This is a genomic window from Pseudomonas sp. HMSC063H08 (assembly GCF_001813645.1).
GTDB classification, from domain to species: Bacteria; Pseudomonadota; Gammaproteobacteria; order Pseudomonadales; family Pseudomonadaceae; genus Pseudomonas; species Pseudomonas aeruginosa.
On sequence record NZ_KV813369.1, the window covers coordinates 173,029 to 196,874 of the forward strand.

31 protein-coding genes are annotated in these 23,846 nt (G+C 65.8%); 11 read left to right on the top strand and 20 right to left on the bottom strand.

Annotated elements, in window-relative coordinates:
- Nucleotides 1–103: 103 nt before the first annotated feature.
- From HMPREF2924_RS06520 to HMPREF2924_RS06580, 13 genes are all read right to left on the bottom strand, one after another.
- Nucleotides 104–424 (bottom strand): RebB family R body protein, encoded by a 321-nt coding sequence (locus HMPREF2924_RS06520; protein WP_070601873.1) that lies wholly within the window; start codon nt 422–424, stop codon nt 104–106.
- Between the two features lie 62 nt (nt 425–486).
- Nucleotides 487–807, bottom strand: coding sequence for a RebB family R body protein (locus HMPREF2924_RS06525; protein WP_070601871.1), 321 nt, complete (start codon nt 805–807; stop codon nt 487–489).
- Nucleotides 808–957: 150 nt separating this feature from the next.
- A complete protein-coding gene (locus HMPREF2924_RS06530) occupies nt 958–1,503 on the bottom strand; it encodes a hypothetical protein (RefSeq protein WP_003130839.1) in 546 nt (181 codons plus the stop codon).
- Nucleotides 1,504–1,556: 53 nt separating this feature from the next.
- Nucleotides 1,557–1,796, bottom strand: a complete 240-nt coding sequence (locus tag HMPREF2924_RS06535) for a hypothetical protein (protein WP_003116567.1) — start codon at nt 1,794–1,796, stop codon at nt 1,557–1,559.
- A gap of 23 nt (nt 1,797–1,819) precedes the next feature.
- Nucleotides 1,820–2,014, bottom strand: a complete 195-nt coding sequence (locus HMPREF2924_RS06540; protein ID WP_015502724.1) for a hypothetical protein — start codon at nt 2,012–2,014, stop codon at nt 1,820–1,822.
- 10 nt (nt 2,015–2,024) lie between these two features.
- On the bottom strand, nt 2,025–4,166 hold the full coding sequence (locus tag HMPREF2924_RS06545) for a hypothetical protein (RefSeq protein ID WP_003130840.1): 2,142 nt from the start codon (nt 4,164–4,166) through the stop codon (nt 2,025–2,027).
- Between the two features lie 50 nt (nt 4,167–4,216).
- Nucleotides 4,217–4,849, bottom strand: coding sequence for a hypothetical protein (locus tag HMPREF2924_RS06550; RefSeq protein ID WP_003108962.1), 633 nt, complete (start codon nt 4,847–4,849; stop codon nt 4,217–4,219).
- A 30-nt stretch (nt 4,850–4,879) separates the two neighbouring features.
- Nucleotides 4,880–5,122, bottom strand: a complete 243-nt coding sequence (locus tag HMPREF2924_RS06555; protein WP_003090893.1) for a RebB family R body protein — start codon at nt 5,120–5,122, stop codon at nt 4,880–4,882.
- Between the two features lie 68 nt (nt 5,123–5,190).
- Complete coding sequence (locus HMPREF2924_RS06560; protein WP_003130841.1) at nt 5,191–5,784, bottom strand: RNA polymerase sigma factor; 594 nt, start codon at nt 5,782–5,784, stop codon at nt 5,191–5,193.
- A 65-nt stretch (nt 5,785–5,849) separates the two neighbouring features.
- On the bottom strand, nt 5,850–6,575 hold the full coding sequence (locus HMPREF2924_RS06565) for a Crp/Fnr family transcriptional regulator (RefSeq protein ID WP_003108957.1): 726 nt from the start codon (nt 6,573–6,575) through the stop codon (nt 5,850–5,852).
- A gap of 263 nt (nt 6,576–6,838) precedes the next feature.
- Nucleotides 6,839–7,249, bottom strand: a complete 411-nt coding sequence (locus HMPREF2924_RS06570) for a PA2817 family protein (RefSeq protein ID WP_003090890.1) — start codon at nt 7,247–7,249, stop codon at nt 6,839–6,841.
- Between the two features lie 58 nt (nt 7,250–7,307).
- Nucleotides 7,308–7,688 (bottom strand): PA2816 family glutamine-rich protein, encoded by a 381-nt coding sequence (locus tag HMPREF2924_RS06575; RefSeq protein ID WP_003119883.1) that lies wholly within the window; start codon nt 7,686–7,688, stop codon nt 7,308–7,310.
- A 128-nt stretch (nt 7,689–7,816) separates the two neighbouring features.
- Entirely contained in the window at nt 7,817–10,264 is a 2,448-nt protein-coding gene (locus HMPREF2924_RS06580) for an acyl-CoA dehydrogenase (protein ID WP_003130842.1), read from the bottom strand.
- Between the two features lie 152 nt (nt 10,265–10,416).
- On the opposite strand from HMPREF2924_RS06580, the gene HMPREF2924_RS06585 reads away from it, so the two are divergent.
- The 4 genes from HMPREF2924_RS06585 (at nt 10,417) to HMPREF2924_RS06600 (ending at nt 13,607) form a co-directional block, all read left to right on the top strand.
- On the top strand, nt 10,417–11,088 hold the full coding sequence (locus tag HMPREF2924_RS06585) for a transglutaminase-like domain-containing protein (protein WP_003119884.1): 672 nt from the start codon (nt 10,417–10,419) through the stop codon (nt 11,086–11,088).
- Nucleotides 11,089–11,202: 114 nt separating this feature from the next.
- Complete coding sequence (locus HMPREF2924_RS06590) at nt 11,203–11,823, top strand: glutathione S-transferase family protein (protein WP_003108953.1); 621 nt, start codon at nt 11,203–11,205, stop codon at nt 11,821–11,823.
- Between the two features lie 75 nt (nt 11,824–11,898).
- Complete coding sequence (locus HMPREF2924_RS06595) at nt 11,899–12,831, top strand: ABC transporter ATP-binding protein (protein WP_003130843.1); 933 nt, start codon at nt 11,899–11,901, stop codon at nt 12,829–12,831.
- Nucleotides 12,828–13,607, top strand: coding sequence for an ABC transporter permease (locus tag HMPREF2924_RS06600; RefSeq protein WP_003119886.1), 780 nt, complete (start codon nt 12,828–12,830; stop codon nt 13,605–13,607). Before HMPREF2924_RS06595 ends, HMPREF2924_RS06600 begins: the two co-directional genes overlap by 4 nt.
- Before the next feature lie 49 nt (nt 13,608–13,656).
- Here the strand turns inward: HMPREF2924_RS06600 and HMPREF2924_RS06605 are convergent, their stop codons facing one another.
- Nucleotides 13,657–14,988 carry a sensor histidine kinase gene (locus HMPREF2924_RS06605; protein ID WP_003090883.1) on the bottom strand — a complete coding sequence of 444 codons (1,332 nt, stop codon included), beginning with the start codon at nt 14,986–14,988 and terminating at the stop codon, nt 13,657–13,659.
- Entirely contained in the window at nt 14,985–15,665 is a 681-nt protein-coding gene (locus tag HMPREF2924_RS06610; protein WP_003098784.1) for a heavy metal response regulator transcription factor, read from the bottom strand. Before HMPREF2924_RS06610 ends, HMPREF2924_RS06605 begins: the two co-directional genes overlap by 4 nt.
- A gap of 125 nt (nt 15,666–15,790) precedes the next feature.
- On the opposite strand from HMPREF2924_RS06610, the gene ptrA reads away from it, so the two are divergent.
- The 3 genes from ptrA (at nt 15,791) to queF (ending at nt 17,719) form a co-directional block, all read left to right on the top strand.
- A complete protein-coding gene (gene ptrA, locus HMPREF2924_RS06615; RefSeq protein WP_003090881.1) occupies nt 15,791–15,982 on the top strand; it encodes a T3SS anti-activator PtrA in 192 nt (63 codons plus the stop codon).
- Nucleotides 15,983–16,153: 171 nt separating this feature from the next.
- Entirely contained in the window at nt 16,154–16,771 is a 618-nt protein-coding gene (locus HMPREF2924_RS06620) for a copper-resistant cuproprotein CopI (RefSeq protein ID WP_003130851.1), read from the top strand.
- 117 nt (nt 16,772–16,888) lie between these two features.
- Nucleotides 16,889–17,719: an NADPH-dependent 7-cyano-7-deazaguanine reductase QueF gene (queF, locus tag HMPREF2924_RS06625; protein ID WP_003116576.1), complete on the top strand. Its 831-nt coding sequence runs from the start codon at nt 16,889–16,891 to the stop codon at nt 17,717–17,719.
- Nucleotides 17,720–17,785: 66 nt separating this feature from the next.
- Here queF and HMPREF2924_RS06630 read toward each other — a convergent pair whose 3' ends face one another.
- The 3 genes from HMPREF2924_RS06630 to HMPREF2924_RS06640 all read right to left on the bottom strand — a co-directional run bounded on the left by HMPREF2924_RS06630 (nt 17,786) and on the right by HMPREF2924_RS06640 (nt 19,444).
- The gene (locus HMPREF2924_RS06630) at nt 17,786–18,049 is read right to left on the bottom strand and encodes a DUF4404 family protein (RefSeq protein WP_003090878.1); all 264 of its coding nucleotides are present in this window, start codon (nt 18,047–18,049) and stop codon (nt 17,786–17,788) included.
- Between the two features lie 73 nt (nt 18,050–18,122).
- Nucleotides 18,123–18,704, bottom strand: a complete 582-nt coding sequence (locus tag HMPREF2924_RS06635; protein WP_003090877.1) for a phosphonate degradation HD-domain oxygenase — start codon at nt 18,702–18,704, stop codon at nt 18,123–18,125.
- Nucleotides 18,701–19,444 (bottom strand): HAD superfamily inactivated hydrolase PcrP, encoded by a 744-nt coding sequence (locus tag HMPREF2924_RS06640; protein WP_003114775.1) that lies wholly within the window; start codon nt 19,442–19,444, stop codon nt 18,701–18,703. The genes HMPREF2924_RS06635 and HMPREF2924_RS06640 overlap by 4 nt, the downstream gene beginning before the upstream one ends.
- A 133-nt stretch (nt 19,445–19,577) precedes the next feature.
- On the opposite strand from HMPREF2924_RS06640, the gene HMPREF2924_RS06645 reads away from it, so the two are divergent.
- Nucleotides 19,578–20,297 carry a UTRA domain-containing protein gene (locus tag HMPREF2924_RS06645; RefSeq protein ID WP_003104061.1) on the top strand — a complete coding sequence of 240 codons (720 nt, stop codon included), beginning with the start codon at nt 19,578–19,580 and terminating at the stop codon, nt 20,295–20,297.
- Nucleotide 20,298: 1 nt separating this feature from the next.
- Here the strand turns inward: HMPREF2924_RS06645 and HMPREF2924_RS06650 are convergent, their stop codons facing one another.
- The gene (locus HMPREF2924_RS06650) at nt 20,299–20,703 is read right to left on the bottom strand and encodes an acyl-CoA thioesterase (RefSeq protein WP_003108942.1); all 405 of its coding nucleotides are present in this window, start codon (nt 20,701–20,703) and stop codon (nt 20,299–20,301) included.
- Nucleotides 20,704–20,805: 102 nt separating this feature from the next.
- Here HMPREF2924_RS06650 and HMPREF2924_RS06655 point away from each other — a divergent pair, with 102 nt between their 5' ends.
- On the top strand, nt 20,806–21,510 hold the full coding sequence (locus HMPREF2924_RS06655) for an MlaA family lipoprotein (protein ID WP_003090872.1): 705 nt from the start codon (nt 20,806–20,808) through the stop codon (nt 21,508–21,510).
- A gap of 57 nt (nt 21,511–21,567) precedes the next feature.
- On the opposite strand, the gene pilZ is transcribed toward HMPREF2924_RS06655, so the two are convergent.
- On the bottom strand, nt 21,568–21,867 hold the full coding sequence (gene pilZ / locus HMPREF2924_RS06660; protein ID WP_003104055.1) for a cyclic di-GMP-binding protein PilZ: 300 nt from the start codon (nt 21,865–21,867) through the stop codon (nt 21,568–21,570).
- A 245-nt stretch (nt 21,868–22,112) separates the two neighbouring features.
- Here pilZ and rssB point away from each other — a divergent pair, with 245 nt between their 5' ends.
- Both rssB and rssC read left to right on the top strand, forming a co-directional pair.
- Nucleotides 22,113–23,297: a two-component system response regulator RssB gene (gene rssB, locus HMPREF2924_RS06665; RefSeq protein ID WP_003090870.1), complete on the top strand. Its 1,185-nt coding sequence runs from the start codon at nt 22,113–22,115 to the stop codon at nt 23,295–23,297.
- A complete protein-coding gene (gene rssC / locus HMPREF2924_RS06670) occupies nt 23,294–23,776 on the top strand; it encodes an anti-sigma factor antagonist RssC (RefSeq protein ID WP_003130854.1) in 483 nt (160 codons plus the stop codon). Before rssB ends, rssC begins: the two co-directional genes overlap by 4 nt.
- Nucleotides 23,777–23,846: the final 70 nt, after the last annotated feature.

The window sequence follows — 23,846 nt, forward strand, 5'->3', positions numbered from 1 at the left end:
TTCCCCTCGGCAGGCCGCTGTCCCGCCGCATCTGCTCGCTCGATCGTCGAGACGAAAAAGGCCACTCGTGGAGTGGCCTTCTCTGGTGTAGCGACGGCGGCGATCAGGGCAGCGCTTTGAGCACCGTCAGCAGGCTGGTGAGGTTGTCGGCCACGCCCAACTGGCCGACTTTCTCGGTGGCTCCGGCATCGGCGGCGGTGTCGAGGCTGTAGATCTGCATCACGCCCATGTTGGAGGCGGCCAGGGCCAGGGCGTTCTGCTGTTGCTGGGCGCTCACCGCGTTCTCGAAGAGAATCCCGGTGGAGTGGGCCATGGTCTGGTAGATGGTGCCCAGCGCCATGGCTGGCGCCTCACCGACGACCTTGACGTTGGACTGGGTGACGGCATCGGTGATCTGGTTGTTTACTGCGGTTGGGAAGCTCATGGTGATTCTCCTGAATCATTGCGAAGGATGTACGGCGATTGCTTGGACCCGGCGGGTCAGGCTCAGGTGAAGGATTTCAGTACGGTCAGCAGGCTGGTGAGGTTGTCGGCCACGCCCAGCTGGCCGATCTTCTCGGTGGCGCCGCCGGCGGCGCTGGTATCCAGACTGTAGATCTGCATCACGCCCATGTTGGAAGCGGCCAGGGCCAGGGCGTTCTGCTGTTGCTGGGCAGCTACCGAATTCTCGAACAGGATGCCGGTGGAGTGGGCCATGGTCTGGAAGATCGAGCCCAGCGCCATGGCCGGGGCTTCACCGATCACCTTGACGTTGGACTGGGTGACGGCATCGGTGATCTGGTCGTTGACTGCGGTCGGAAAACTCATGATGTGACTCCCTGTGAGTGAACGGCACGGCTCATGTCGTGCTGTCTTGATGAACGCTCCAGCCAGGGAGTTGTGAATCCGTCGGCGCCAGGCCTGGCGGGCGGCGAAAATGCAAGCGCCCCGCGAGGCGGGGCGCTTGTCGGTGCGGTCTCATGCGGTGGGCGGGTCGGGCTTGTCCGGCGGCGGTGCGGACGTGTTGTGGTTGCTCTGGTTGAAGATGGCGATAGCGTTCTCCAGTTGCTGCTTGAGCGAGCCGAAGTTCTGCTCGAAGCACAGGCGTACCTCGCTCTTCACTAGGTTGGCCAGGCGGTCGGCAATCTGCGACATCACCAACTGGTTGGCGCTTGCCTGGCCGCTCTGCAGGTGGCCGGGACGCAGTTCGGCCAGGCTGCCGGCGGCATTGACCGCCTCGAGAATCGCCTGCTCGCCGCTGTCCTGGGCGCGGAGGGCCTGGGTCGAGGCCTGCTGGACGTTCTGCAGGATCTGGCGGATGGAGCCTTCGGAACGCTGCCGGCCGTTCTCGATCACCTGTTCGGCCTGCTGTCGCGCGTGCACGGCCGGATCGCTGCTGGCGTCGTTGCCGAGGCCGAGCTGGAACTGTCTCAACTGCTCGTGTTCTTCGCTGGTGAGGGGGCGTTTCAGCCAGAGTTGCGCCAGCTGGACCAGATTCCTTCCCAATTCTTCCGAGATCGACATGCGCGGACTCCTCTGCGATAGACGCGCGGTGCGCGGGGTGTCGTGGCGAGGCTTCAGTACTGCTGCGTGCCGTCCGCCGAGGGGGCCTGCGCGCTGCCGCCGGTATCGCCGGGGTAGGCGGCGGCAGCGGCCTGCAGGGTGCTGTAGGCGGTGCTTAACTGCACCGCCAACTGTCCAAGGCTGGCCGGGTCGTCCACGCTGTCTCCCTGGGACAGGGCCTGGAGCCAGCCTTGCAGGCATTCGGTGAGGAGTGCCTTGACCTGGGTGACGAGGGTTTCGAGTTCTTCCTTCATGACGCTTCTCCTGGGGTGGGTGCTCATCCGAGCAGTTTCAGCACGGCCAAGAGCTTGGCCGCATCGCTGTCCGATATTTCCAGCAGGCGCTTTCCGCTCGCCGGCCCGCTGGGGTGCGGTTGGTCCCGTGCCTCCTCGCTGGCGTCCGGCGAACGCTGCGCCGGGCGGTCCGCGGCGGCGAGCGCGCGGCGTCTGATGTAGCGTGCGTAGGCGCTCATCGGTCGCTCCTCAACTGCTGCGGGTGGAGATGCGCACGACCGAGGCGGGGGCGGCGAACCCTTCGAAGCGCTGCAGCTCTCGGTCCCGATGGGGCGCGGCGGCCAGGTCGACGGCGCCGATGGTTTCCTCCCAGTAGGCGCTGCCCAGTTGCACCAGCAGGCGTTGGGCATTCTCCAGCGAAGCGACCGGTACCCGGCCGTGGCGGTCCGCGGCGGCATAGTTGAGCAGGAGCGCCATGCGGATCGCTTCGTCCTGTACGTTGGAGTGCTCGACACCCTGGCCGTCGGCGCCCAGCAGATAGGAGCGCCAGTTGAGGACCTGGGCGAAGAGGCGCCGGTAGGCTTCGAACTGGAAGTAGCGATCCTCCTCGGAGCGGTAGAGCGCGCACTGACTTGCGAAGAACTGTTCCAGCGCGGGTTTCGCCCAGCCGGGTGTACCCGGGAGGTGTTCGCCCAGTTCGTCGAAGCCGCTCTGGCTTTCCGCCAGGGCATGGACGTACTGCATCTGTTGTGGGTCCAGGCGCTGTTCGCCCTGGTAGGCGATGGCCAGACTGAGTTCCTTGAGCTGGTCGGTGCCGACGTATCCGTCGAGATGGCGCAGGCCACGGTTCAGGCGGTATTCCTGCAGCGAGTCGAAGAGGCCGGAGGCGCCGGTAATGAAATTGCTTCCCAGGTTGGTGTCGAAGCACAGCTCGGGGAACTTGCTGGCCAGATAGTTGCGGTAGTAGTAGGCATGGCCGATGCGCAGGCTGAACAGATCGCTCTCCAGCAGGCGGCGGTAGTAGCTGTTGCCGTCGGCGTCGCGGCTGGCCAGCGCCTGGCAGAGGTTCACGACGTTGGTGCGGGCGTAATAGGCGACCAGGGCCTGGGTAGTCCCGCTGGTGATGTCGAAGCGGCGTAGCCGCAGGCCGGAGGCGGTCAGGCTGTTGCCGAAAAACAGTTCGTCGAAAAGGCCGGCGAGGGCGCTGGGCGCCTTGTCACGGTCCTGCAGGTTCTCCCGTTCGCGTAGCCGCGCCTTGCCCTGGCGGATGGTGTTGCCATAGCACTTCCAGGCATAGGCGGAGAGCGCTGCGTAGAAATCGTCCAGCGCGTTGGCGTTGCGCAGGAAGTAACCGCACAGCGACCGGTTGTCGTCGGACACCCCGGTCCCCTCTCCACAATGGATGTGCAGGACCACCTTGCGGGTTTCCGGCTTGCCGTCCAGGTAGCGGCGAAACACCGCGGCCTGTCCGAGGAGGAAGTCGAAGAACTGTCGGTACAGGCCGGTAGCGGTCTCCATGCCGAGCAGGTCGATGCCGACCAGCCGGGCCTGCGGTGGCTGCCCCTGCTGTATTTCGAAATGACGGAGGATCCTGTGCAGCTCGGCATCGAAGGCGGCTTCGCTGGCATAGCCATGCGCGGTGTGGGCGAGCAGGCGGTAGGCGGTCTTCTCGGAGGCGTTGAATTGCTCGAACAGGGAATCGAGGACGGCCACCTCGTCTTCCCCCGTCGCCGTCTGGGTATGGCTGATTCCTTCGTGGAGGAGGAACCCCAGCGTCAGGCAGGCGAATTCGCCCGGATGGCGATCGCGGATGGCGCCGCGGGCCCAGTAGGCGTCGTCGAACGGCGTGTACTTGTTGCCGCTCCAGATCTTGCGGTTGAAGTAGCGGACGAACTGGTCCGTCTCGCTGTCGCGAACCGCGCTCGCACCGAGCAGTTCCAGGGTGCCGAGGTAGATCGCTGGCTGGTCGATGGCCGCTGGCGGCGAGGTCCGGCCAAAACGTTGCGCCAGGATGAGGCAGGCGAGATAGATGTTCTCCGCCGCGCATTCGCCGCGCAGGTAGCCCTGACGGTCGGTCGCGGCGAACGGATTGCGCCTGACCATCCGCTGCAGAGCCAGTTCGAACAGCTCATAGTGCGCGGCCTGGCGAGCCTCCTCCAGCGCCTTGCCGTCGACGTCCGGGGCGACGCCGCGGGCACTCATCAGCAGCCCGATCAGGGAAAGCTCCTGGCCTTTCTCCAGGCTCACTTGCCGCTCGCCGACGCGGAAGACCCGGCGGTCGCGCGTCCAGCGGCTGTTGCTTTCCACCGGCAGGATGCCGGCGAAGTGACTATGGAAGTCGAAGGGATAGCGATGGAACCTGACCGGTTCTTCCAGCTTGAAATAGGCCATGACGGCTCTCCTGTGCCAGGGCCGGACGCCGCCGGCCCCGCCGGTGGTGGCTACGATTGGGTGTCCTTGCCGCCGCGACTGGCGAGGGTCTCGCTGTACTTGGCGATGCTCTGGTCGATCTTGTCGATGGCGAAGCTGGCCGATTCCGCCTCGATCGCCCCGGCCGCCGCGGCTACCGCGGCGGCGGCGCCCATCAGCAGGTCGGTGGCGAGGGCGCCGAGCGCGTCCTCGGCAGCCTGGGCCAGCTTGTTTTCGGCGATGTTCTGGGTCATCTGCCGGAGCAGGATCGCCTGGCTGGCCAGGGCGATCTTGCTGACTCCGTCGAAGTAGCTGGCGGCGGATTGCGCCACCAGCCCGGAGGCCTGGCTGATCATCATGTTCGGCGCGATGGCGATCTGCGACGGCGCATAGCCGGCGGTTTCGCTGTTGCTCATCTGCACCGCCTGCACGACTTGACTGTTCAGGGCGCTGGTGTCCGGCGGCGGCGCCTCGGTCTGCTTGAGCAGGCGCTCGCTCATGCCGGCCAGCGGCGAAGGGCGCGACGGCAGCTTCACGTCGCCGTTGGCGGACGCCCTGCCGCCGCTGGCTGGCGTCTGCCGGCCGGCCTCGCCGGGGGCGGCGGCTTGCTCGCTGTCGCCGGATGGCGCGGGCGCGGGCGCGGATTTCTTGCCGAAGCCGAACATGTCTGGGCACTCCTGGGATCAAGGGGCGGGTCAGATACCTTTCTTGTCTTCTATCGCCATGATCATCGACACCGCCTTGGAAACCACCGCGGTGGAGATCTGGTTCAGGGCCTGCTGGCTGTAGACTGCGTTCTGCAGGGACAGGCCGGCGGAATGGCTGGCGATCTGGTAGAGCGCGGCGATGGCCTGGGCCGGGGCTTCGGCGACCACCTTGACGTTGGTCTGGGTGACGGCATCGGTGATCTGGGCATTCACAGCCGTGGGGTCAGCCATGGGACTCTCCTTGAATGGGCAGGTGCTCGTCGGGCAGGGGGCCGGTCGCACGGGCCTCGACTCGCTTGTCAGGAATGAACGCGGCTGCGTCTGTCTTGTGAAACGTCGCCGGCGAAAAAGTCGGCGCTCAGCCGCGAGCGCAGCAACTGCACGCGCTTGCGCACCAGCGGCGGGGCTATGCCGAGCTGGCTGGCGATGTCGGCATAGGGCAGTTCCTCGATGAAGCGCAGTTCGAAGAGCTGCTGCTGTTGGCGCGACAGCGAGGCCAGGGCCTTGTCCACCTGGTCGAGACGTTCCAGCTGCTCCAGGCGTTCCAGCGGCGAGCCGACGGCGGCGAAGCGCTCCAACTGGCCATCGTGCAGGTCGATGCCGCGGTCGATGAGGCGGTCCTCGCGGATCTGGTGGCGCGCGCTGTCCAGGTAGACGTGTTCCAGGATCAGGAACAGGAAGCCCTGGGGGTCGCGTACCCGCTCCGGTGACTGGCGCAGGAACAGCAGCGCCTTGACCGCGGTGCTCGACAGCCATTCTTCGGCCCGATGGCTGTTGCCGCGCGCAAGGCGTTGTGCGCGTTTGCGCAGGCCAGCCTGCGCGGCACGCCAGCTTTCCTCGAACAGGCGATCGGAACCGGTTTCGTTGCCGCCTGGCTGATTCGGACGATCCATAACCGCTACCTCCCTGGTTGCTCGTGTCGGCGAGCAGTCTGTGAGGCGGGCGGTGGGCGAGGCTGTTACCTGGGTGACAGGGGCGCGGCTGGTAGTTCGGCCTTGCGTCGCAGGCGACCGAGGTCGTTGATCAGGATCCGGTCGTTACGGCAGCTGATCAGCCCTTCGCGTTTCCATATTTGCAGTTGCGCGTTGAGCTTCGGCCGGCTGGCGTTGAGCATCGCTGCTAGGATGCTCTGGTTGGTCGGTAGCGTCGCGCAGGCTCCCTCGGGTTGTTCGCTCGCCAGGCTGGCCAGGAGATGGCGCGCCAGGCGCGACTCCAGGCGATGCAGGCAGACCCTCTCGACGAAACCGGAGGCTTCGCGCAGGCGCGAACAGAGGAGGGCCAGCGCGCGGTTGAGGAATTCCGTGTCGGCGATCAACGGGGCGAAGTGACGTCGGTGGAGGATCAGCACCGACGCCGCGCCGGAGGCGTAGGCAGAGGTCTCGCGGCGGTTCGGCTGGATCAGCGCGGTTTCCCCGATCACTTCGCCAGGACGGATATCATTGACGATCAGCTCTCGCCCGTCCGGCCCGTAGAGCACGGTATAGAGGTGTCCGCCGAGGACCAGGCCGATGAAGTCTTCAGGGTCGTGCTTGAGGAACAGGACGTCCTTGTCGCGCAACCGGCGCTCCGACGCATGGGTCGCCACGTGCCGCAGCAGATCGGGCAGCCCGTGCAGCAGCGGGCACCGTTGCAGCAGGGTGTAGTGGCGTGAACAGCGGTCTTCCGTTGACTCGTTCGAGTGCATGCCTGCGCCTTCGCCAGATTGATCGGCAGCTCCGGCGAGGTACGACATGCTCGCTGCAGAGCAATCAGTGGGGACGTGTGCGGCGAAGGGGTGTGAAGCTCCGGCTACCCGGCAGAACTGCTAGGTACGGACTCGGCGCGCTCCGGCAATCGGGCGGGCGGTCCGTTTTTTATTCGGAAAGGGTAGCGAGGTTTGGGCTGGCGGGAGGCGGCCCCGAGCGCACGGATGGCGGTCGGGGCGGGACGGCCGGTGGCCGTGGCGATTCAGTGCCGCGGGCTGTCCTCGGGCAGCGCGAGCAACTGCTTTTCGCGGTTCCAGTCGAACGTTTCGCCGCGCTCTTCGGCTTCGTAGCGGCGCTCGTCGAGGCGCTGGAACAGGTCGATCTCTTCGTCCGGCATGAAGTGCAGGCAATCGCCGCCGAAGAACCACAGCAGGTCGCGCGGTACCAGGTGGGCGATCTGCGGATAGCGGTGGAAGACCTGGGAAATCAGGTCCTGGCCGAGGTATTGGGCGCCTTCCGGGTCGCGCGGCAGTTCGTCCATCAGTTCGTCGAAACGTTCGAGGAACAGCCCGTGGTTTTCTTCCGGCACCTGCTCGGCCTCGCCCAGGGCGCCGAGGATGTTGCGCAGGTGCTGGAGCAGGGCGAGGTGGTGCTCGAGGTAGGAGTTGGCCATGACGGGTCCTCTGGAAAAAAGCTGGGCAGTATAAAGGGTTTCGCGGCGCCGGCCAGTTTCAGCGGATCGCCGGGGACTGGCTCTGGCGCCGGCGGTTTTCCAGTTGCCGGCGTTCGCTATCGAGGCGCCGCTGGTCCTGCTCCAGGCGCCAGCGCTGCTGGTCCAGTTGCTGCTGGCGGATCAGGTTGTCCTGCATCTGTCGCTGCTGCCGTTGCCGCTGCAAATTCTGCTGCTGGCGTTGCAGTTGATCCTGCTGCAATTGCAGGCGTTGTTCGTCGAAGCGCTGGCGCTGTTCCTGGAGCTGGCGTTGGCGCTGTTCGCCGGCGCGCTGCACCGCCTGCTGGTGCGGCTGCACGCCATAGGGCGCAGGCGGTGCGGCCTGCGCCGGGGGCAGGAGGAGAAACGAGGCTGCCAGGCCGGTGGCAAGTAGCTTGAGCATGATGGCCTCCCGTACGTCAGGGATGTGCCCGTCGATTCTAGCCAATCGCCCGGGTTTGGGTGGGTGAAGACGACAAAGGCGCCGGAAGGCGCCTTTGTCGGTTGCGACCGTCGCTTTGCCGCGGAGTGTCAGCGGATCCTGCCGTCGGCCAGTTGCAGTTCCTCCTTGGCGAAGTCGTCGACGTTGATCACCTTGCGCCGTGCCGCTTCGGCCTGGTGCAGGGCTTGCGCCTGCTCGGCGCTCAGCACGCCGGCGGCGGCGCCGGCATCGATCGGGTTCTGCCCCGCTTGCGGCTGGACCCTGCCTTCCTTGATCGCCTTGTGCAGGGTTTTCTCCAGCGCGGCGCTTTCGCGTACCGCGTCGAAGGCGTGGGCGAGGGCACCGACCGGGTCCTGCGGGTCCTTCGGCAGGAACGCGCCGGCGAGGATCGCCTGCAACGCCGGGTCGTCGTCCGGACGGCCGAGGATTTCCGCGATCTCGGCGTCCAGTTCGTCGCCCGGCCCTTTGTGCCGGCGGCCGAACGGCAGTACCAGGACCTTCAGCGCGCAGCCGAAGAAGCGGCTGGGGAAGTTGTTCAGCAGGTCCTCCAGCGCCGCCTCGGCCTTGCCGAGGTTTTCCTCCATGGCCCAGCGCAGCAGCGGATGCAGGTAGTCCGGGTTGCCCAGGTCGTGGTAGCGCTTGAGCGCCGCCGAGCCCAGGTAGAGATAGCTGAGGACATCGCCGAGACGCGCGGAGAGGCGTTCCTTGCGCTTCAGTTCGCCGCCCAGCAGCATCATGCTGAAGTCGGCGAGCAGGGCGAAGGACGCCGCCAGGCGGTTCAGCGCGCGGAAGTAGGGACGGCTGATGCGGTCGCCGGGCGCGTTGCCGAGGTGGCCGCAGCTGAGACTGAGGAGGAAGCTGCTGGCGGCGTTGCCGACGGCGAAGCCGATGTGCTTCACCAGCAGCGCGTCGAACTCGCGGGCGGCCTGGTCTTTGTCCTCGCGCTGGGCCAGTTCCATTTCCTTGAGTACGTACGGATGGCAACGGATCGCGCCCTGGCCGAAGATCATCAGGTTGCGCGAGAGGATGTTCGCGCCTTCCACCGTGATGAAGATCGGCGCGCCCTGCCAGGAACGACCCAGGTAGTTGTTCGGGCCCATGATGATGCCCTTGCCGCCATGGATGTCCATGGCATGGGCGATGCACTCGCGGCCGCGCTCGGTGAGGTGGTACTTGAGGATCGCCGAAAGCACCGAGGGCTTCTCGCCGAGGTCCACCGCGTTGGCGGTGAGGATTCGCGCGCTGTCCATTAGCCAGGCGTTGCCGCCGATGCGGGCGAGCGCCTCCTGGATGCCTTCGAAGGCGGCGATCGGCACGTTGAACTGCTCGCGGACCTGAGCGTAGCGACCGCTGACGTAGCTGCTGGCCTTGCCAGCGCTGGTGCCCACCGCCGGCAGCGAGATGGAGCGTCCGACCGACAGGCAGTTCATTAGCATCATCCAGCCTTTGCCGATCATTTCCTGCCCGCCGATGATGTACTCCAGCGGCACGAACACGTCCTTGCCGGAGTTCGGACCGTTCATGAAGGCGGCGCCCAGCGGCACGTGGCGGCGGCCGATCTCGACCCCGGGGGTGTCGGTGGGAATCAGCGCCAGGGTGATGCCCAGGTCCTCCTCGTCGCCCAGCAGATGGTCCGGGTCGTGGCACTTGAAGGCCAGGCCGAGGAGGGTGGCCACCGGGCCGAGGGTGATGTAGCGCTTTTCCCAGGTCAGGCGCAGGCCGAGCACCTCGCGACCTTCCCATTCGCCCTTGCAGACGATGCCGACGTCGGTCATGCCGCCGGCATCGGAGCCCGCGTAGGGGCCGGTGAGGGCGAAGCAGGGGATGTCGTCGCCCTTGGCCAGGCTCGGCAGGTAGCGCTGGCGCTGCTCGTCGGTGCCGTAGTGGAGCAGCAGCTCGGCCGGGCCGAGGGAGTTCGGCACCATCACCGTCGAGGCCAGGTCGCCGCTACGGGTGGCGAGCTTCATCACTACCTGCGAGTGGGCGAAGGCGGAGAAGCCCTTGCCGCCGTACTCCTTGGGAATGATCAGGCCGAAGAAGCCGTGCTGCTTGATGAAGGCCCACGCTTCTTCCGGCAGGTCCATGCGCTGGCCGATGTCCCAGTCGCTGACCATGGCGCAGAGTTCTTCGGTCGGGCCGTCGACGAAGGCCTGCTCTTCTTCGGTGAGTTGCGCCTTGGGGTAGTCGAGCAGTTTCTGCCAGTCCGGGCGGCCGCTGAACAATTCGCCATCCCACCACACGGTGCCCGCCTCGATGGCCTCGCGCTCGGTGTCGGACATCGGCGGCAGGACTTTCTGGAACCAGGCGAACAGCGGACCGCTGAGCACGCGCCGGCGCAGGTCGGGCAGGGCGAGGGGAAGCGCCACCGCCAGCCAGAGCAGCCAGAAGACCAGCAGCAGCCAGCCGGGCGCGTGGCTGAACACGCCCATCAGGATCAGGTAGGCGGCGCTGATGCCAAGCGCGGGAGCGGGTGGGGTACGCCGATGGGCGAGGTAAGCGACACCGAGTACCAGTACGACTAACCAGAGCAACAACATGCGGAATCCTCCATGAAGACGCCAGGCGGCGTCTCGAGCTTAGCCCGTTTGCCGCCGTTTGGCGGCAGGGCCGGTCAGCTTGGCCGGTTTGTCACGTTATAGGCGAAAACTTCCCGTTTAGACTGGGACAAATTGCCCGCCGGGAGCCCGCCATGCAGTCCTACCTACAATCCGGCCGCTTCGTGGATAGTGACCACCCCGTGGTGGTGGAGTTCGCGGAAAAATCCCGGGGGAATTCGGCGAAACCGCGTGACCAGGCGGTCGCGCTGTACTACGCGGTACGCGACGGGGTGCGCTACAACCCCTACGTGTTCAGCCGCGATCCGCAGACCCTGAAGGCCAGCCACGCGCTGCAGCAGGGCGAGTCCTATTGCGTGCCCAAGGCCATCCTGCTCGCCGCCTGCGCCCGGCATTGCCGGATTCCGGCGCGGATCGGCCTGGCCGACGTGCGCAACCACCTGGCCACGCCGCGCCTGCTGGAAGCGCTGCGCAGCGAGGTGTTCGCCATGCACGGCTATACCGAGCTGTACCTCGAGGGCCGCTGGGTGAAGGCCACCCCGGCGTTCAACCGTGCCTTGTGCCGCGCCTTCGACGTCGCTCCGCTGGAGTTCGACGGCGTCGCCGACAGCGTCTTCCATCCGTTCAACCGCCAGGGCGAGCGCTACATGGAATACCTGGCCGATCACGGCCAGTTCGCCGACCTGCCGGAGGAACTGTTCTTCTCTCACCTGCAGCAGCACTATCCGCACCTGTTCTCCGGCCGCCCGCTGGCCCTGGGCGGCGATTTCCAGGCCGAGGCCGGACAAGATGAAGGGCGTCGATAGTCACCATCAGCCGGCGCGTCTTCCTTCTTCGGTCCATCCTCGGTAGGGTGCGGCATGTCGTCCGGGCGCTCCGGCGACCCATCCGCCGCATCAACCGAAGAGGGAACGCAGAGTATGTTGACCATCTGGGGCCGGAAGAACTCGAGCAATGTGCGCAAGGCGCTGTGGTGCGCCGAGGAGGCTGGCCTGGAGTACCGGACGGTGGATGCCGGCGGGGCGTTCGGCCTGGTGGATGAGCCGGCGTTCCGCGCGATGAACCCGAACGGTCGGGTGCCGGTGATCGAGGACGACGGCTTCGTCCTCTGGGAGTCCAACGCCATCGTCCGCTACCTGGCCGCCCGCTATGCGCCGGGCGACCTCTATCCGCAGGACCCGGTGCGCCGCGCCGACGCCGACAAGTGGATGGACTGGACCACCTCGACTCTCGCCGGGCCGTTCCGCGACCTGTTCTGGGGAACGCTGCGTACGCCGCCGGAGCAACGCGACGAGGCCCTGATCGCAAAGGCGCTGCAGACCTGCGGCGAGTTGCTGCGGGTGCCGGACCAGACCCTGGCCGGCCAACCCTGGCTGTCCGGCGAACGCTTCGGCATGGGTGACATTCCCCTGGGCTGTTTCATCTACGCCTGGTTCGAGATGCCCATCGAGCGCCCGCCGCTGCCCCACCTCGAGGCCTGGTACCTGCGCTTGCGCGAGCGCCCGGCGTTCCGCACCGCGGTAATGACCGAACTGACCTGAGCCGGCTACTGTTGCATTTTGTTACCCGTAGCCTTATCTAGCTCTTCCTCTTCACCTTCCGACACGGGAAGCCTAATGAGTTCCGCCCTGTCCATCCGTCAATTGACGAAAACCTACGGCAACGGTTTCCAGGCCCTCAAGGGCATCGACCTGGACGTCGCCGAAGGTGATTTCTTCGCCTTGCTCGGCCCCAACGGCGCGGGCAAGTCCACCACCATCGGGATTCTCTCGACCCTGGTGAACAAGACCAGCGGTTCGGTCTCGGTGTTCGGCCACGACCTCGACAAGGACCCGGCCGGCCTCAAGCGTTGCCTTGGCGTGGTGCCGCAGGAGTTCAACTTCAACCAGTTCGAGAAGGTCTTCGACATCGTCGTGACCCAGGCCGGCTACTACGGCATCCCGGCGAAGATCGCCAAGGAGCGCTCCGAGCGCTACCTGACCCAACTGGGCCTGTGGGACAAGCGCAACGAAGCCTCGCGGATGCTCTCCGGCGGCATGAAGCGGCGCCTGATGATCGCCCGCGCACTGGTCCACCAGCCGCGCCTGCTGATCCTCGACGAGCCCACCGCCGGGGTCGACATCGAGCTGCGTCGTTCGATGTGGAGCTTCCTCACAGAACTCAACCAGGAAGGCATCAGCATCATCCTCACCACCCACTACCTGGAAGAGGCGGAGCAGCTCTGCCGCAACATTGCCATCATCGACCACGGCGAGATCGTGCAGAACACCAGCATGCGCGACCTGCTGATGACCCTGCATTCGGAAACCTTCCTGCTCGACCTGAAGAACGTCCAGGCCCTGCCGCCGACTCTCGACGGCTACCCGACGCGGCTGGTGGACGATCACACCCTCGAAGTGCAGGTGGAGAAAAGCCAGGGCATCAACGATCTGTTCGCCCAGTTGGGCGCACAAGGCATCGAGGTACTGAGCCTGCGCAACAAGACCAATCGCCTGGAGGAGCTGTTCGTGTCGCTGGTGGAGAAGAACCTGACGAGGATCGCCCGATGAGCAGCGAGCTGAGCGCCAACCTGGTCGCCCTGAACACCATCGTCTACCGCGAGGTGCGCCGCTTCACCCGGATCTGGCCGCAGACCCTGCTGCCGCCGGCGATCACCATGGTCCTGTACTTCGTGATCTTCGGCAATTTGATCGGCCGGCAGATCGGCGACATGGGCGGCTTCACCTACATGGAATACATCGTGCCCGGCCTGATCATGATGTCGGTGATCACCAACGCCTACGGCAACGTGGTGTCGAGCTTCTTCGGCAGCAAGTTCCAGCGCTCGGTGGAGGAGCTGCTGGTGTCGCCGGTATCGCCGCACACCATCCTCCTCGGCTACACCATCGGCGGTGTGCTGCGCGGCCTGGCGGTGGGGGTGATCGTGACCCTGCTGTCGCTGTTCTTCACCAAGCTGCAGGTGCACCACCTAGGCATCACGGTGCTGGTGGTGGTGCTTACCGCGACCATTTTCTCCCTGGGCGGTTTCATCAACGCGGTGTTCGCGCGCAACTTCGACGACATCTCGATCATCCCGACCTTCGTGCTGACGCCGCTGACCTACCTGGGCGGGGTGTTCTACTCGATCAACCTGCTGCCGCCGTTCTGGCAGACGGTGTCGCTGGCCAACCCGATCCTGCACATGGTCAACGCCTTCCGCTACGGCATCCTCGGCGTCTCCGACATTCGCATCGGCGTGGCCATCGGCTTCATGCTGCTGGCCACCGCGGTGCTCTATCTCGGCTGCGTAAGGCTGCTGGTGAGCGGGCGCGGCATGCGCCAATGAAACGCTCGAAGGCATGAAACAGAAGCCCCCGTCATGGGGGCTTCGCGTTTCATCGGCGCGGGCGAGCGAAATCGATGACGAAACGGGTCCAGCCGTCGGCAGACTCGCAGCGGATCTCGCCGCCGTGGGCCTGGACGATGGAGCGGCAGATCGCCAGGCCGAGCCCGGCGTGTTCGCCCTGGCCTTCGCGGCGCGCCGGATCGGCACGATAGAACCGGTCGAACAGGCGCGGCAAGCGCTCGGGAGGAATCGCCGGACCCTGGTTCTCCACGCTCAGGCGTCGGTCGCCGAGACGGATACGTATCTCGCCGCCATCGGCGGTGAAGCGCAGGGCGTTGTCCAGCAGGTTGGCCAGCACCCGCCGCAGCATGCCGCGGTCACCGGGCAGGCTCAGGCTGCCTTCGCGCAGCAGGCGGATGTCGCGGTCTTCCGCCAGCGGCTGGTAGAACTCCAGCAGCGAGTCGACTTCCGCGCCCAGGTCCAGGGCCTGGCGGCTGGGCGCCAGCAGGCCGTGGTCGGCCTTGGCCAGCAACAGCATGTCGTTGACCATCGCGGTGAGCCGTTCCAGCTCCTCGAGGTTGCCGTGCAGGGCCTCGCGATAATCCTCCAGCGAGCGTGGGCGGGACAATACCACCTGGGTCTGGGTCAGCAGACTGGTGAGCGGGGTGCGCAACTCGTGGGCGATGTCGGCGGAGAACGCCGAGAGGCGCTGGAAGGCTTCTTCCAGGCGCGCCAGCATGGCGTTCAGCTCGCCGGCCAGTCCGCGCAGCTCCTCTGGCATCCGGCTGGCGTCGAGGCGGGTGGTGAGGGAGTTGGCTGAAACCCGCGCGGCGACTTCGCGCATCCGTCGCAGCGGCGCCAGGCTGGCGCCGGTGGCCCAGGCGCCGAGCAGCGCCGTGGCCAGCGCCGACAGGCTCATGGTCAGCCAGATCAACTGGCGCATGCGTTGCAGGAAGTGCTGGTGATGACTGATGTCGAGGATCACGGTAAGTCGCGGCGAAGCGTCGTTGCCGGGCTCCAGCGGGGCGCCGAGTTCGCGGTTGGCGGGCAGGCCGGGATGCGCAGGCTGCGGCAGGCGCTCGAACCAGAGGTTGCCATCCGGGCCGTTCAGACGCAGGCCGAGGTCGGGATGGCGTGCCAGTTCGCGCAGCAGTTCCGCTTCGCGGCGGCGCATCTGTTGTTCCGAGCCGAGGCCGCGCAGCTCATCGCGAAACACCGCGAGCTTGGCGGACATCGCCATATGGTCGAGCTCGACGAAATGCTCGTCGATGGCCCTGCTGAAGATCAATCCGGCGATCAGCGAGACCGCCGCCGTGCAGGCGGCGAACAGCAGGCTCAGGCGGACGCCGAGGGACATCCGCGAGCCGAACCCGGCGCTCATTCGTCGCGCTCTTCGAGAACGTAGCCCATGCCGCGCACGGTATGGATCAGGCGCTGCGGGTAGTCGTCGTCGACCTTGGCGCGCAGGCGGCGGATGGCCACCTCGATGACGTTGGTATCGCTGTCGAAGTTCATGTCCCAGACCTGCGAGGCGATCAGCGACTTGGGCAGCACCTCGCCGCTGCGCCGCAGCAGCAGTTCGAGCAGGGCGAACTCCTTGGCGGTGAGGTCGATCCGCTTGCCCTGGCGTTGCACCCGGCGGCGCAGCAAATCGAGTTCGAGGTCGGCCAGTTGCAGGGTGGTCTCCTGCAACTGCTGGCTGCCCCGGCGCAGCAGGGTGCGCACCCGGGCGAGCAGTTCGACGAAGGCGAACGGCTTCACCAGGTAATCGTCGGCGCCTTGTTCGAGGCCGCGCACGCGGTCCTCTACGGCATCGCGGGCGGTCAGGAACAGCACCGGTACGGTCATCCCGGCGTCGCGCACGCTGCGCAGGATCTGCCAGCCGTCACGGCCGGGCAGCATGACGTCGAGGATCAGCAGGTCGTAGTCGCCGCCCAGGGCCAGTTGCTCGCCCTCGTTGCCATCGTCGCTCAGGTCGACGGCGAAGCCTGCCTCGGCGAGCCCCTGGCGCAGGTACTGGCCGATGCGCGGTTCGTCTTCGACGATCAGCAGTTTCATGTTCATCCCTCGTTACATTTGCCGGCCATGCCGACCTGTTTCTGACAGCATCGTAATCAGTGGGTAACGGGGGCGACAGTGGCCCCCGCGCAGACTACAGGGGAACTCATTCGAGGAGACTTCCCATGCGTACCTTCACTGCCTCCACCCTCGCTTTCCTGCTGGTCCTCGCCCCGACCGTTCCGGCCATGGCCGACAGCGGCGGCGACATCGTCTTCGAGCGCATGCAGGCCCAGGCCGCCAAGGCTCGTGCCGCGCACCAGGAAAAACTGGCGAAGCAGGCCGAAGCGACGAAGAAGGACAAGGAAAACTGCTGATCGCCAGTTCTTCCACCCCCGGCTCCACACGGGATGACGGAGGGCTCCGATCCCGTCTTCACCCGCCACCGGTTCCCTGGTTTCCGGTCGGCGGGTTTTTTATGCCCGTCGGTGGCGCTGGGCGATCTTAGCCTTCGCGGTCCGCAACGGCGGCAAGCTGACAAAGATGTAATGCTCCCGACAGCCAGCCGGCAGGCGCAGCGACACAGGATAGGCGACATCAACCCGATGGAGATTCCCCGTATGTTTCCGCGCCGCCTGCTTCCCGCTTCCCTGATCGTCCTCGGCGTGCTTTTCGGTGCCAACGCCCAGGCTTCGCCGGCCCACGGCCAGGCCTTCGGCAAGCCGGCCCAGGCCGCGCAGGCCAGCCGCAGCATCGAGGTGGTGCTCGGCGACATGTACTTCAAGCCGCGGGCGATCGAGGTCAAGGCCGGCGAGACGGTCCGCTTCGTGCTGAAGAACGAAGGCAAGCTGTTGCACGAGTTCAACCTGGGAGACGCGGCGATGCATGCCGAGCACCAGAAGGAGATGCTGGAGATGCAGCAGTCCGGGATGCTCACCCCGACCGGCATGGCGTCGATGGACCATAGTCAGATGGGCCACGGCATGGCCGGCATGGACCATGGCCGGATGATGAAGCACGACGACCCCAACAGCGTGCTGGTCGAGCCGGGCAAGAGCGCCGAGCTGACCTGGACCTTCGCCAAAGCCACCCGGCTGGAGTTCGCCTGCAACATCCCCGGCCACTACCAGGCCGGGATGGTCGGTCAACTGACCGTGCAGCCCTGAGCCGGCGGACGGCCGGCGTGAAGATGCCGGCCGATCCGTATACACTTGCCGCCGCCCGCCAGTGCGGCGCGGCGCGCGGGGAAGGGCCCTGCGCGATTCATCCAGCAGGTTTCCCTCATGCAGCATCCCGCCGAACATTCGCCGCTGGGCAAGACCAGCGAATACGTCTCCAGCTACACGCCGTCGCTGCTGTTTCCCATTTCACGCACGGCGAAATGGGCCGAGCTTGGCCTGAGCGCCGAGACCCTGCCTTATCGCGGCGTGGATATCTGGAATTGCTACGAGCTGTCCTGGCTGACCCCGGCCGGCAAGCCGGTGGTGGCGATCGGTGAGTTCTCGATCCCGGCGGACTCGCCGAACATCATCGAGTCGAAGTCGTTCAAGCTCTACCTCAATTCCCTCAACCAGTCCGCCTTCGACAGTCGCGAGGCGCTCCGCGCGGTATTGCAGAAAGACCTCTCGGCCGCTGCCGGGGCGCCCGTGGGCGTGCGCCTGCGCAGCCTCGACGAGGTGGCCGAGGAGGGCATCGGGCGTCTGCCGGGGCGCTGCATCGACGAGCTGGACATCGCCGTCGACGGCTACGAGCAGCCGCGCCCGGAACTGCTGCGCTGCGACGCCGGGCGGATCGTCGAGGAGCAGCTCTACAGCCACCTGCTCAAGTCCAACTGCCCGGTCACCGGCCAGCCCGACTGGGGCACCCTGGTGGTCGACTACCAGGGCCCGGCACTGGACCCGGCCAGCCTGCTGGCCTACCTGGTTTCCTTCCGCCAGCACCAGGACTTCCACGAACAGTGCGTCGAACGCATCTTCCTCGACCTGCAGCGCCTGTTGCAGCCGCAGGCGCTCAGCGTCTACGCGCGCTACGTACGCCGTGGCGGCCTGGATATCAATCCCTACCGCAGCCTGGCGGAGGTCGCACCGGACAACCGACGCCTGGTGCGCCAGTAACGCCTCGCAACACGCGGATACGAAAAAGCCCCGGCCATGCCGGGGCTTTTCATTTCGGCAAGTCGTTCAGATACCCATGTTGGCCAGGCTCTGCACGATGGAGCGGAGCGTGCCGGCGAGGGTCGGGTGGCTGACCTCGAAGCGCTCGACGGCGAGGTTGACCCCATCGACCAGGCTGCCTTCGTTGAGGGCGTCCTCGTTGGCCAGTTTCAGTTCGATGTCCCTGATCAGGAGTTCCAGTTCGGCGCGCTGCTCTTCGTTCAGCGGCGGTTGTTGCTCCAGTTGCTCGCGCAGGGCGGACAGTTCGCGCAGCAGACTCTCTTTCGGCATGGTATTTCCCTCGACGTACAAGTCTTCGGTGGACCTCCGGCGGGCGCCGAAAGGTCCGTCCATGCCGAACAGATTAACCTGTCGGGCGCAGATGTGCGCGATCCGGATCAATCCGCAGCAGGCGTTCCAGCAGCGGGAAGAAGTGCGTCAGTTCGGGGGTGCGCATGGCCGGGTCCTTGGCCAGGTCGTCGAGGCGGCGCAGGGTCAGGCCGTCCTGGGCATAGGGCGCCTTGATATAGGCCGCGGCGGCACGCTCGTCGAACGGCCCGCCTTGCAGCACCAGGCTGTGCCGGGAGGCCGGCGACAGGCTGGCGTGGTAGCTCGGATCCACCGCGCAGAGGAAGCGCTTGGCCGATACGTGCAGGCGCACCGGCTGCCAGACCGACTCTGGGAACAGCTCGCGCAGCAGGCGTGCGCCGAATTCCTCGTGGCGCAGGTCCTCCTCGTCGATCTGCGCCGGGTCTTCGTAGAGGTGGCCGATATCGTGCAGCAGGGCGGCGACTACAAGGCTGTCCGAGCAGCCGGCGCGCTCGGCCAGGGTCGCACACTGCAGCGCGTGCTCGGCCTGGCTGACTGCCTCGCCATAGGGCTCGGCGCCATGGCTGGCGAAGCGTTCGGCCAGTTCGTCGAGAAAGCGGTGACGGGCGCGGCTCATGGTTTTTCTCCTTTCAGGCGGCGGACGGCGAGGTCGTGCAGGCAGGGTTGCAGCTCGCCCAGGTGATCGATCACGGAATGCACGCCCAGGCGGTACAGTTCCAGGGTGGCGTCGGCACGCAAGCGGTCGCGCTCGGTATGTCCGAGAGCGTCCCAGTCGGCCGGCGAGAGGCCGCACGACGGCCCGCTGGCGGCCAGGCCGATGGTCCATAGCCCGGCATTGAGTCCGGCCTGGAGTTGACGCGGTTGGGCGCTGACCAGCACGCAGCCGTCGAGGCGCTCGATGCCCAGCCGGGCGAGGGCCTGCCAGCAGCCATCGGGGGCCGGCCAGGGGCGCGCGCCGGCGAGGGGGATCAGGGCGTTCGCTCGGCCGAGCGGCGCGGCAAGGCGCTGGCAGACCGATTCCGGTAGCTCGTCCTGCCAGGCGTAGGGAATCCGTTGTTCGTCCAGGCTCTCCAACAGGGCCACGGCACCGGCGATGGCCTCGGCCTGTTCCCCGGCGGCTTCGTCGAGGGCCTGCTCCAGGCGCTGGCGCTCGCTCTTGTTCGGCTTGCGCCGCAACAGGAAGCTTTGTGCCTCGGCGAAGGGCAGCAGACTGGCGTCGCGGAGGTGTTCGGCAGGGCTATGCGGATGGCTGCGCAGCAGCGCCAGGGACAGGGTCCGGGCGCCGAAATCCACCAGGCCGCCGGAGAGTCCGAAGAGCAGGGCGGTGAAGCGCGGGAGTTGGTCGGAGCTGGGCATGCGAAAGGCGTCTGGCAAATGGTCTAGGCCAGCCTAGAGGGGTTTTGTGACGCTGCCGTGACGTTTTCGTGGCAGTGGCGATAGGCCGACGGGCTGCCGTTATAATCGGCCGGTCTGAATCAGCGAGGCCGTCATGCCGGTCGATCAATCTCGTCAGTACCTGCGCATCCGCGACCAGCTCGCCGCGGATATCGCCCAGGGCGTGCTGCAGGTGAAACTTCCCTCCGAGCGGGAGTTGGCCGAGCGCTTCCTGTGTACCCGCATCACCCTTCGCGAAGCCCTGCAGCAACTGGAAACCGAAGGCCTGGTCTATCGCGAGAACCGCCGCGGCTGGTTCGTCGCGCCGCCGCGGATCCGCTACAACCCGACCCGTACCACCGGCTTCATGGAATACGTCAGCGCCCAGGGACGCCAGCCGCGTACCGAGACGCTGCACGCCGAGCGGCGAGCAGCCGGCGCCTGGCTGGCCAAGCGGATGGGGCTGGAGGACAGCGCGCCGGTGTATTTCCTGCAACGGCGCCGCTGGGTGGACGAGCGTCCGGTGCTGATCGAACTGATCGCCCTGGATGCCGGGTGGTGCCCAGGCCTGCTGGACCACGACCTCGATACTTCGCTGATGAGCCTGCTGCGCGAGCGTTTCGGCCTGCAGCCGACGCGCTGCCAACTGGCGATGCACCCGACCGCGCTGAACGCGGCCCAGGCCGAGCCGCTGCAACTGGCGCCGGGTTCGCCGGCGCTGTACCTGGAGCGACTGAGTTACGCGGAGGGGCAGAGGGTGGTCGAGTTCGACCAGGAGTTCTGGCGCCCGGACGCCCTGGAGATCGTGCTCGACGCGGCCTATCCGGGCGCCTGAGTCAGGCGATCGCGGCGCGTATGCTGTCCGGCACGGGCGTCGAGCGGTTTTCCGCGTGGCGCACCCAGACCAGCTTGCAGTGGCCTTCGCCATAGGTGCCTTGCGGATCTTCCAGGGTGCTCAGGCGATGTTCCAGTACCAGGCTGCTGGTGCCCAGCTTGCCGGCGTACAGTTCCACCACCACGGTGGCCGGATGCACCACCGGCTTCAGGTAGGTGTGCAGGCTTTGCAGCACCACCGGCCCCTCGGCAGCGCCTTCCAGGTCGATGCCAAGGGTTTCGAACCAGGCCACCCGGGCTTCTTCCAGGTACTGGAAATAAAGGGTGTTGTTGACGTGCCCGTAGCTGTCCATGTCGCCCCAGCGCACCGGGATATGGGCCGTGTGTAGCAATTGTCTGTCAGCCATCTCGTAACTCTTCTAGTCTCAAAATCAATGCGAGCCTATATACTGCGCGCACGCTGAAGCCGCGCTGGCGGCCAAGACTAGTCATGCAAAGGAGATACAGCAATGCGCGCCCGCGGCGTGAACTGGATCGAACGTAGTGCCCGAATCCTGGCTTGCGCCAGCCTCGCATTGGCACCCACGCTGTCCCTGGCGGCCAGTGAAGAAGACCCTTGGGAAAGCATCAACCGTCCCATCTTCACCTTCAACGACACCCTGGACACCTATGCGCTGAAACCGCTGGCCCAGGGTTACCAGAAGGTCACCCCGAACTTCGTTCAGGACGGCGTGCACAACTTCTTCAACAACCTCGGCGACGTGAAGAACCTGGCCAACAACCTGTTGCAGGCCAAGTTCCACAATGCCGGTGTGGACACCAGCCGCCTGCTGTTCAACAGCACCTTCGGTCTGGCCGGCTTGATCGACGTGGCGACCCCGATGGGCCTGCAGCGCAACGACGAGGACTTCGGCCAGACCCTGGGTTATTGGGGCGTCGGCAGCGGCCCGTACGTGATGCTGCCGTTCCTCGGCCCGAGCACGCTGCGCGATGCCCCGGCGAAGATCCCGGACATCTATGTCGGTCCCTACCACTACATGGACGATGTACGCGCGCGCAACGTGATGTTCGGCATCAACACCGTCGACACCCGTGCCAACCTGCTGAAGTCGGAAAAACTGATCAGCGGCGACAAGTACATCTTCATCCGCAACGCCTACCTGCAGAACCGCGAGTTCAAGGTCAAGGACGGCGAGGTGGAGGACGACTTCTAAGTCGTCCCGCTTCGTGCGACACCTGGAAAGGCGGCCCTTGGGTCGCCTTTCGTCGTTTCAGTGGATCGCGACGATGCTCAGCCCCAGGCTATGCCGCCCCGGGCCGAGCCGTTCGCAGCGCACCACGCGGGCTTCCAGTTCCAGGCCGGTGAGGGTCTCGTGGGTGGACGGGATGCTCACCCGCAGGTGGTCGCCCGGAGCCAGCTCGCTTTGCGCTTCCAGCAGCAGCCCGCTGGCGGACAGGTCCCGGCACAGGGCCACCGACTCGCGGCCTTCGCAGCGGATGGTGACCGGGGTGTCGAGCTTCATGCGGATGAAGTCGCGCTTCTCGCTGTAGTTGTGCTCGATGGGCTGCATGGGCTGATCCTCATGGTCGGGGCGATGGGGGGCGACTGGCAATCCTGGCGATTATCGTCAAAGTTTATACCGTGCGGACGGGATCGGACGGACAAAGGCGGATTTTCCGGCAAAGGTCAACGGCTTGAACTGCTCAACGGATGGGAGTACCGTCTGCGCCTTGTCGAACCCCGTAGCCGCGCTGTTGTCACTTACAATAAGCGCCTAGGACCCACTGTTTCCGGCGCCGTTTGCCTGGATGACCCATGCATAAAGTCAGTGCCACGCTGCTGATCATCGATGACGACGAGGTGGTGCGCGAAAGCCTCGCTGCCTACTTGGAAGACAGCAACTTCAAGGTGTTGCAGGCCCTCAACGGTCTGCAGGGCCTGCAGATCTTCGAAAGCGAACAGCCGGACCTGGTCATTTGCGATTTGCGCATGCCGCAGATCGACGGCCTCGAACTGATCCGCCGCATCCGCCAGACCGCTTCGGAAACGCCGATCATCGTGCTTTCCGGAGCCGGCGTGATGAGCGATGCGGTGGAAGCCTTGCGCCTGGGCGCCGCCGACTACCTGATCAAGCCCCTGGAAGACCTCGCGGTGCTCGAGCATTCGGTGCGCCGGGCCCTGGATCGCGCCTACCTGCGGGTCGAGAACCAGCGCTACCGCGACAAGCTGGAAGCCGCCAACCGCGAATTGCAGGCCAGCCTGAACCTGCTCCAGGAAGACCAGAACGCCGGCCGCCAGGTGCAGATGAACATGCTTCCGGTGACGCCGTGGAGCATCGAGGGGCTGGAGTTTTCCCACCGGATCATTCCGTCGCTGTATCTCTCTGGCGACTTCGTCGACTACTTCCGGGTCGACGAGCGACGCGTGGCGTTCTACCTGGCCGACGTTTCCGGCCACGGCGCTTCCTCGGCCTTCGTCACGGTGCTGCTGAAGTTCATGACCACGCGTCTGCTCTACGAGTCGCGGCGCAACGGCACGCTCCCGGAGTTCAAGCCGTCCGAGGTGCTGGCGCACATCAACCGCGGCCTGATCAATACCAAGCTGGGCAAGCACGTGACCATGCTCGGCGGGGTCATCGACCTGGAGAAGAACTGCCTGACCTACAGCATCGGCGGCCACCTGCCGCTCCCGGTACTGTTCGTCGACGGGCAGGCGAGCTACCTGGAAGGCCGTGGCCTGCCGGTGGGCCTGTTCGACGATGCGAGCTATGACGACCGGGTCATGGAGTTGCCGCCTTCCTTCAGCCTGTCGCTGTTTTCCGATGGCATCCTCGATGTGCTGCCAGGAGCTACGCTGAAGGAGAAAGAGGCTTTGCTACCGGAGCAGGTGGCAGCCGCCGGAGGCACCCTCGACGGGCTGCGCCAGGTCTTCGGGCTGGCCAACCTGGCGGAGATGCCGGATGATATCGCCTTGCTGGTGTTGAGCAGGAACCTTGCATGAGTACCGGTAAAATCCAGTTTGCCGAACAGAACGGCTCCTTCGTTCTGAAATTCGTCGGTGAGGTCCGCCTCACCCTGTGCTCGGCCCTGGATTCCACCATCGAAAAGATCTTCGCTGCGCTGAATTTCTCGGCGATCATCATCGATCTTACGGAAACCCAGGGCATCGATAGCACCACGCTCGGCCTGCTGGCCAAGCTGTCCATCCTGTCGCGGCAGAAAATCGGCCTGTTGCCCACGCTGGTGACCACCAATCCGGACATTACCCGTCTGTTGCAGTCGATGGGTTTCGATCAGGTGTTCAATATCGTCGATCGTCCGATTCCGTGTCCGGAGTGCCTGTCCGACCTGCCGCCGCAGGACCAGTCGGAAGATGTGGTGCGCGACAAGGTCCTGGAGGCGCACCGCATCCTGATGGGCCTCAACGAATCCAACCGCGAAGCCTTCCACGACCTGGTCAGCGCCCTGGAGCGCCATTAACCGGTCGATCCCTTCCCGAATTCCTGCTGAATCCTCCGCTGCGCCGGAACGGGACGCCCTGCATGCGCGT

Excerpts from the sequence above, each read along its gene's own strand:
- HMPREF2924_RS06585 (WP_003119884.1), top strand. The coding sequence starts at position 10,417 with ATGCAGTCCTACCTACAATCCGGCCGCTTCGTGGATAGTGACCACCCC.
- HMPREF2924_RS06560 (WP_003130841.1), bottom strand. The coding sequence starts at position 5,784 with ATGGATCGTCCGAATCAGCCAGGCGGCAACGAAACCGGTTCCGATCGC.
- rssB (WP_003090870.1), top strand. The coding sequence starts at position 22,113 with ATGCATAAAGTCAGTGCCACGCTGCTGATCATCGATGACGACGAGGTG.
- HMPREF2924_RS06630 (WP_003090878.1), bottom strand. The coding sequence starts at position 18,049 with ATGCCGAAAGAGAGTCTGCTGCGCGAACTGTCCGCCCTGCGCGAGCAA.
- HMPREF2924_RS06595 (WP_003130843.1), top strand. The coding sequence starts at position 11,899 with ATGAGTTCCGCCCTGTCCATCCGTCAATTGACGAAAACCTACGGCAAC.
- HMPREF2924_RS06540 (WP_015502724.1), bottom strand. The coding sequence starts at position 2,014 with ATGAGCGCCTACGCACGCTACATCAGACGCCGCGCGCTCGCCGCCGCG.
- HMPREF2924_RS06565 (WP_003108957.1), bottom strand. The coding sequence starts at position 6,575 with ATGCACTCGAACGAGTCAACGGAAGACCGCTGTTCACGCCACTACACC.
- rssC (WP_003130854.1), top strand. The coding sequence starts at position 23,294 with ATGAGTACCGGTAAAATCCAGTTTGCCGAACAGAACGGCTCCTTCGTT.
- HMPREF2924_RS06525 (WP_070601871.1), bottom strand. The coding sequence starts at position 807 with ATGAGTTTTCCGACCGCAGTCAACGACCAGATCACCGATGCCGTCACC.
- ptrA (WP_003090881.1), top strand. The coding sequence starts at position 15,791 with ATGCGTACCTTCACTGCCTCCACCCTCGCTTTCCTGCTGGTCCTCGCC.
- HMPREF2924_RS06550 (WP_003108962.1), bottom strand. The coding sequence starts at position 4,849 with ATGTTCGGCTTCGGCAAGAAATCCGCGCCCGCGCCCGCGCCATCCGGC.
- HMPREF2924_RS06655 (WP_003090872.1), top strand. The coding sequence starts at position 20,806 with ATGCGCGCCCGCGGCGTGAACTGGATCGAACGTAGTGCCCGAATCCTG.
- HMPREF2924_RS06580 (WP_003130842.1), bottom strand. The coding sequence starts at position 10,264 with ATGTTGTTGCTCTGGTTAGTCGTACTGGTACTCGGTGTCGCTTACCTC.
- HMPREF2924_RS06620 (WP_003130851.1), top strand. The coding sequence starts at position 16,154 with ATGCTCCCGACAGCCAGCCGGCAGGCGCAGCGACACAGGATAGGCGAC.
- HMPREF2924_RS06570 (WP_003090890.1), bottom strand. The coding sequence starts at position 7,249 with ATGGCCAACTCCTACCTCGAGCACCACCTCGCCCTGCTCCAGCACCTG.
- HMPREF2924_RS06610 (WP_003098784.1), bottom strand. The coding sequence starts at position 15,665 with ATGAAACTGCTGATCGTCGAAGACGAACCGCGCATCGGCCAGTACCTG.
- HMPREF2924_RS06555 (WP_003090893.1), bottom strand. The coding sequence starts at position 5,122 with ATGGCTGACCCCACGGCTGTGAATGCCCAGATCACCGATGCCGTCACC.
- HMPREF2924_RS06520 (WP_070601873.1), bottom strand. The coding sequence starts at position 424 with ATGAGCTTCCCAACCGCAGTAAACAACCAGATCACCGATGCCGTCACC.
- HMPREF2924_RS06650 (WP_003108942.1), bottom strand. The coding sequence starts at position 20,703 with ATGGCTGACAGACAATTGCTACACACGGCCCATATCCCGGTGCGCTGG.
- queF (WP_003116576.1), top strand. The coding sequence starts at position 16,889 with ATGCAGCATCCCGCCGAACATTCGCCGCTGGGCAAGACCAGCGAATAC.
- HMPREF2924_RS06535 (WP_003116567.1), bottom strand. The coding sequence starts at position 1,796 with ATGAAGGAAGAACTCGAAACCCTCGTCACCCAGGTCAAGGCACTCCTC.
- pilZ (WP_003104055.1), bottom strand. The coding sequence starts at position 21,867 with ATGCAGCCCATCGAGCACAACTACAGCGAGAAGCGCGACTTCATCCGC.
- HMPREF2924_RS06635 (WP_003090877.1), bottom strand. The coding sequence starts at position 18,704 with ATGAGCCGCGCCCGTCACCGCTTTCTCGACGAACTGGCCGAACGCTTC.
- HMPREF2924_RS06600 (WP_003119886.1), top strand. The coding sequence starts at position 12,828 with ATGAGCAGCGAGCTGAGCGCCAACCTGGTCGCCCTGAACACCATCGTC.
- HMPREF2924_RS06605 (WP_003090883.1), bottom strand. The coding sequence starts at position 14,988 with ATGAGCGCCGGGTTCGGCTCGCGGATGTCCCTCGGCGTCCGCCTGAGC.
- HMPREF2924_RS06575 (WP_003119883.1), bottom strand. The coding sequence starts at position 7,688 with ATGCTCAAGCTACTTGCCACCGGCCTGGCAGCCTCGTTTCTCCTCCTG.
- HMPREF2924_RS06645 (WP_003104061.1), top strand. The coding sequence starts at position 19,578 with ATGCCGGTCGATCAATCTCGTCAGTACCTGCGCATCCGCGACCAGCTC.
- HMPREF2924_RS06530 (WP_003130839.1), bottom strand. The coding sequence starts at position 1,503 with ATGTCGATCTCGGAAGAATTGGGAAGGAATCTGGTCCAGCTGGCGCAA.
- HMPREF2924_RS06640 (WP_003114775.1), bottom strand. The coding sequence starts at position 19,444 with ATGCCCAGCTCCGACCAACTCCCGCGCTTCACCGCCCTGCTCTTCGGA.
- HMPREF2924_RS06590 (WP_003108953.1), top strand. The coding sequence starts at position 11,203 with ATGTTGACCATCTGGGGCCGGAAGAACTCGAGCAATGTGCGCAAGGCG.
- HMPREF2924_RS06545 (WP_003130840.1), bottom strand. The coding sequence starts at position 4,166 with ATGGCCTATTTCAAGCTGGAAGAACCGGTCAGGTTCCATCGCTATCCC.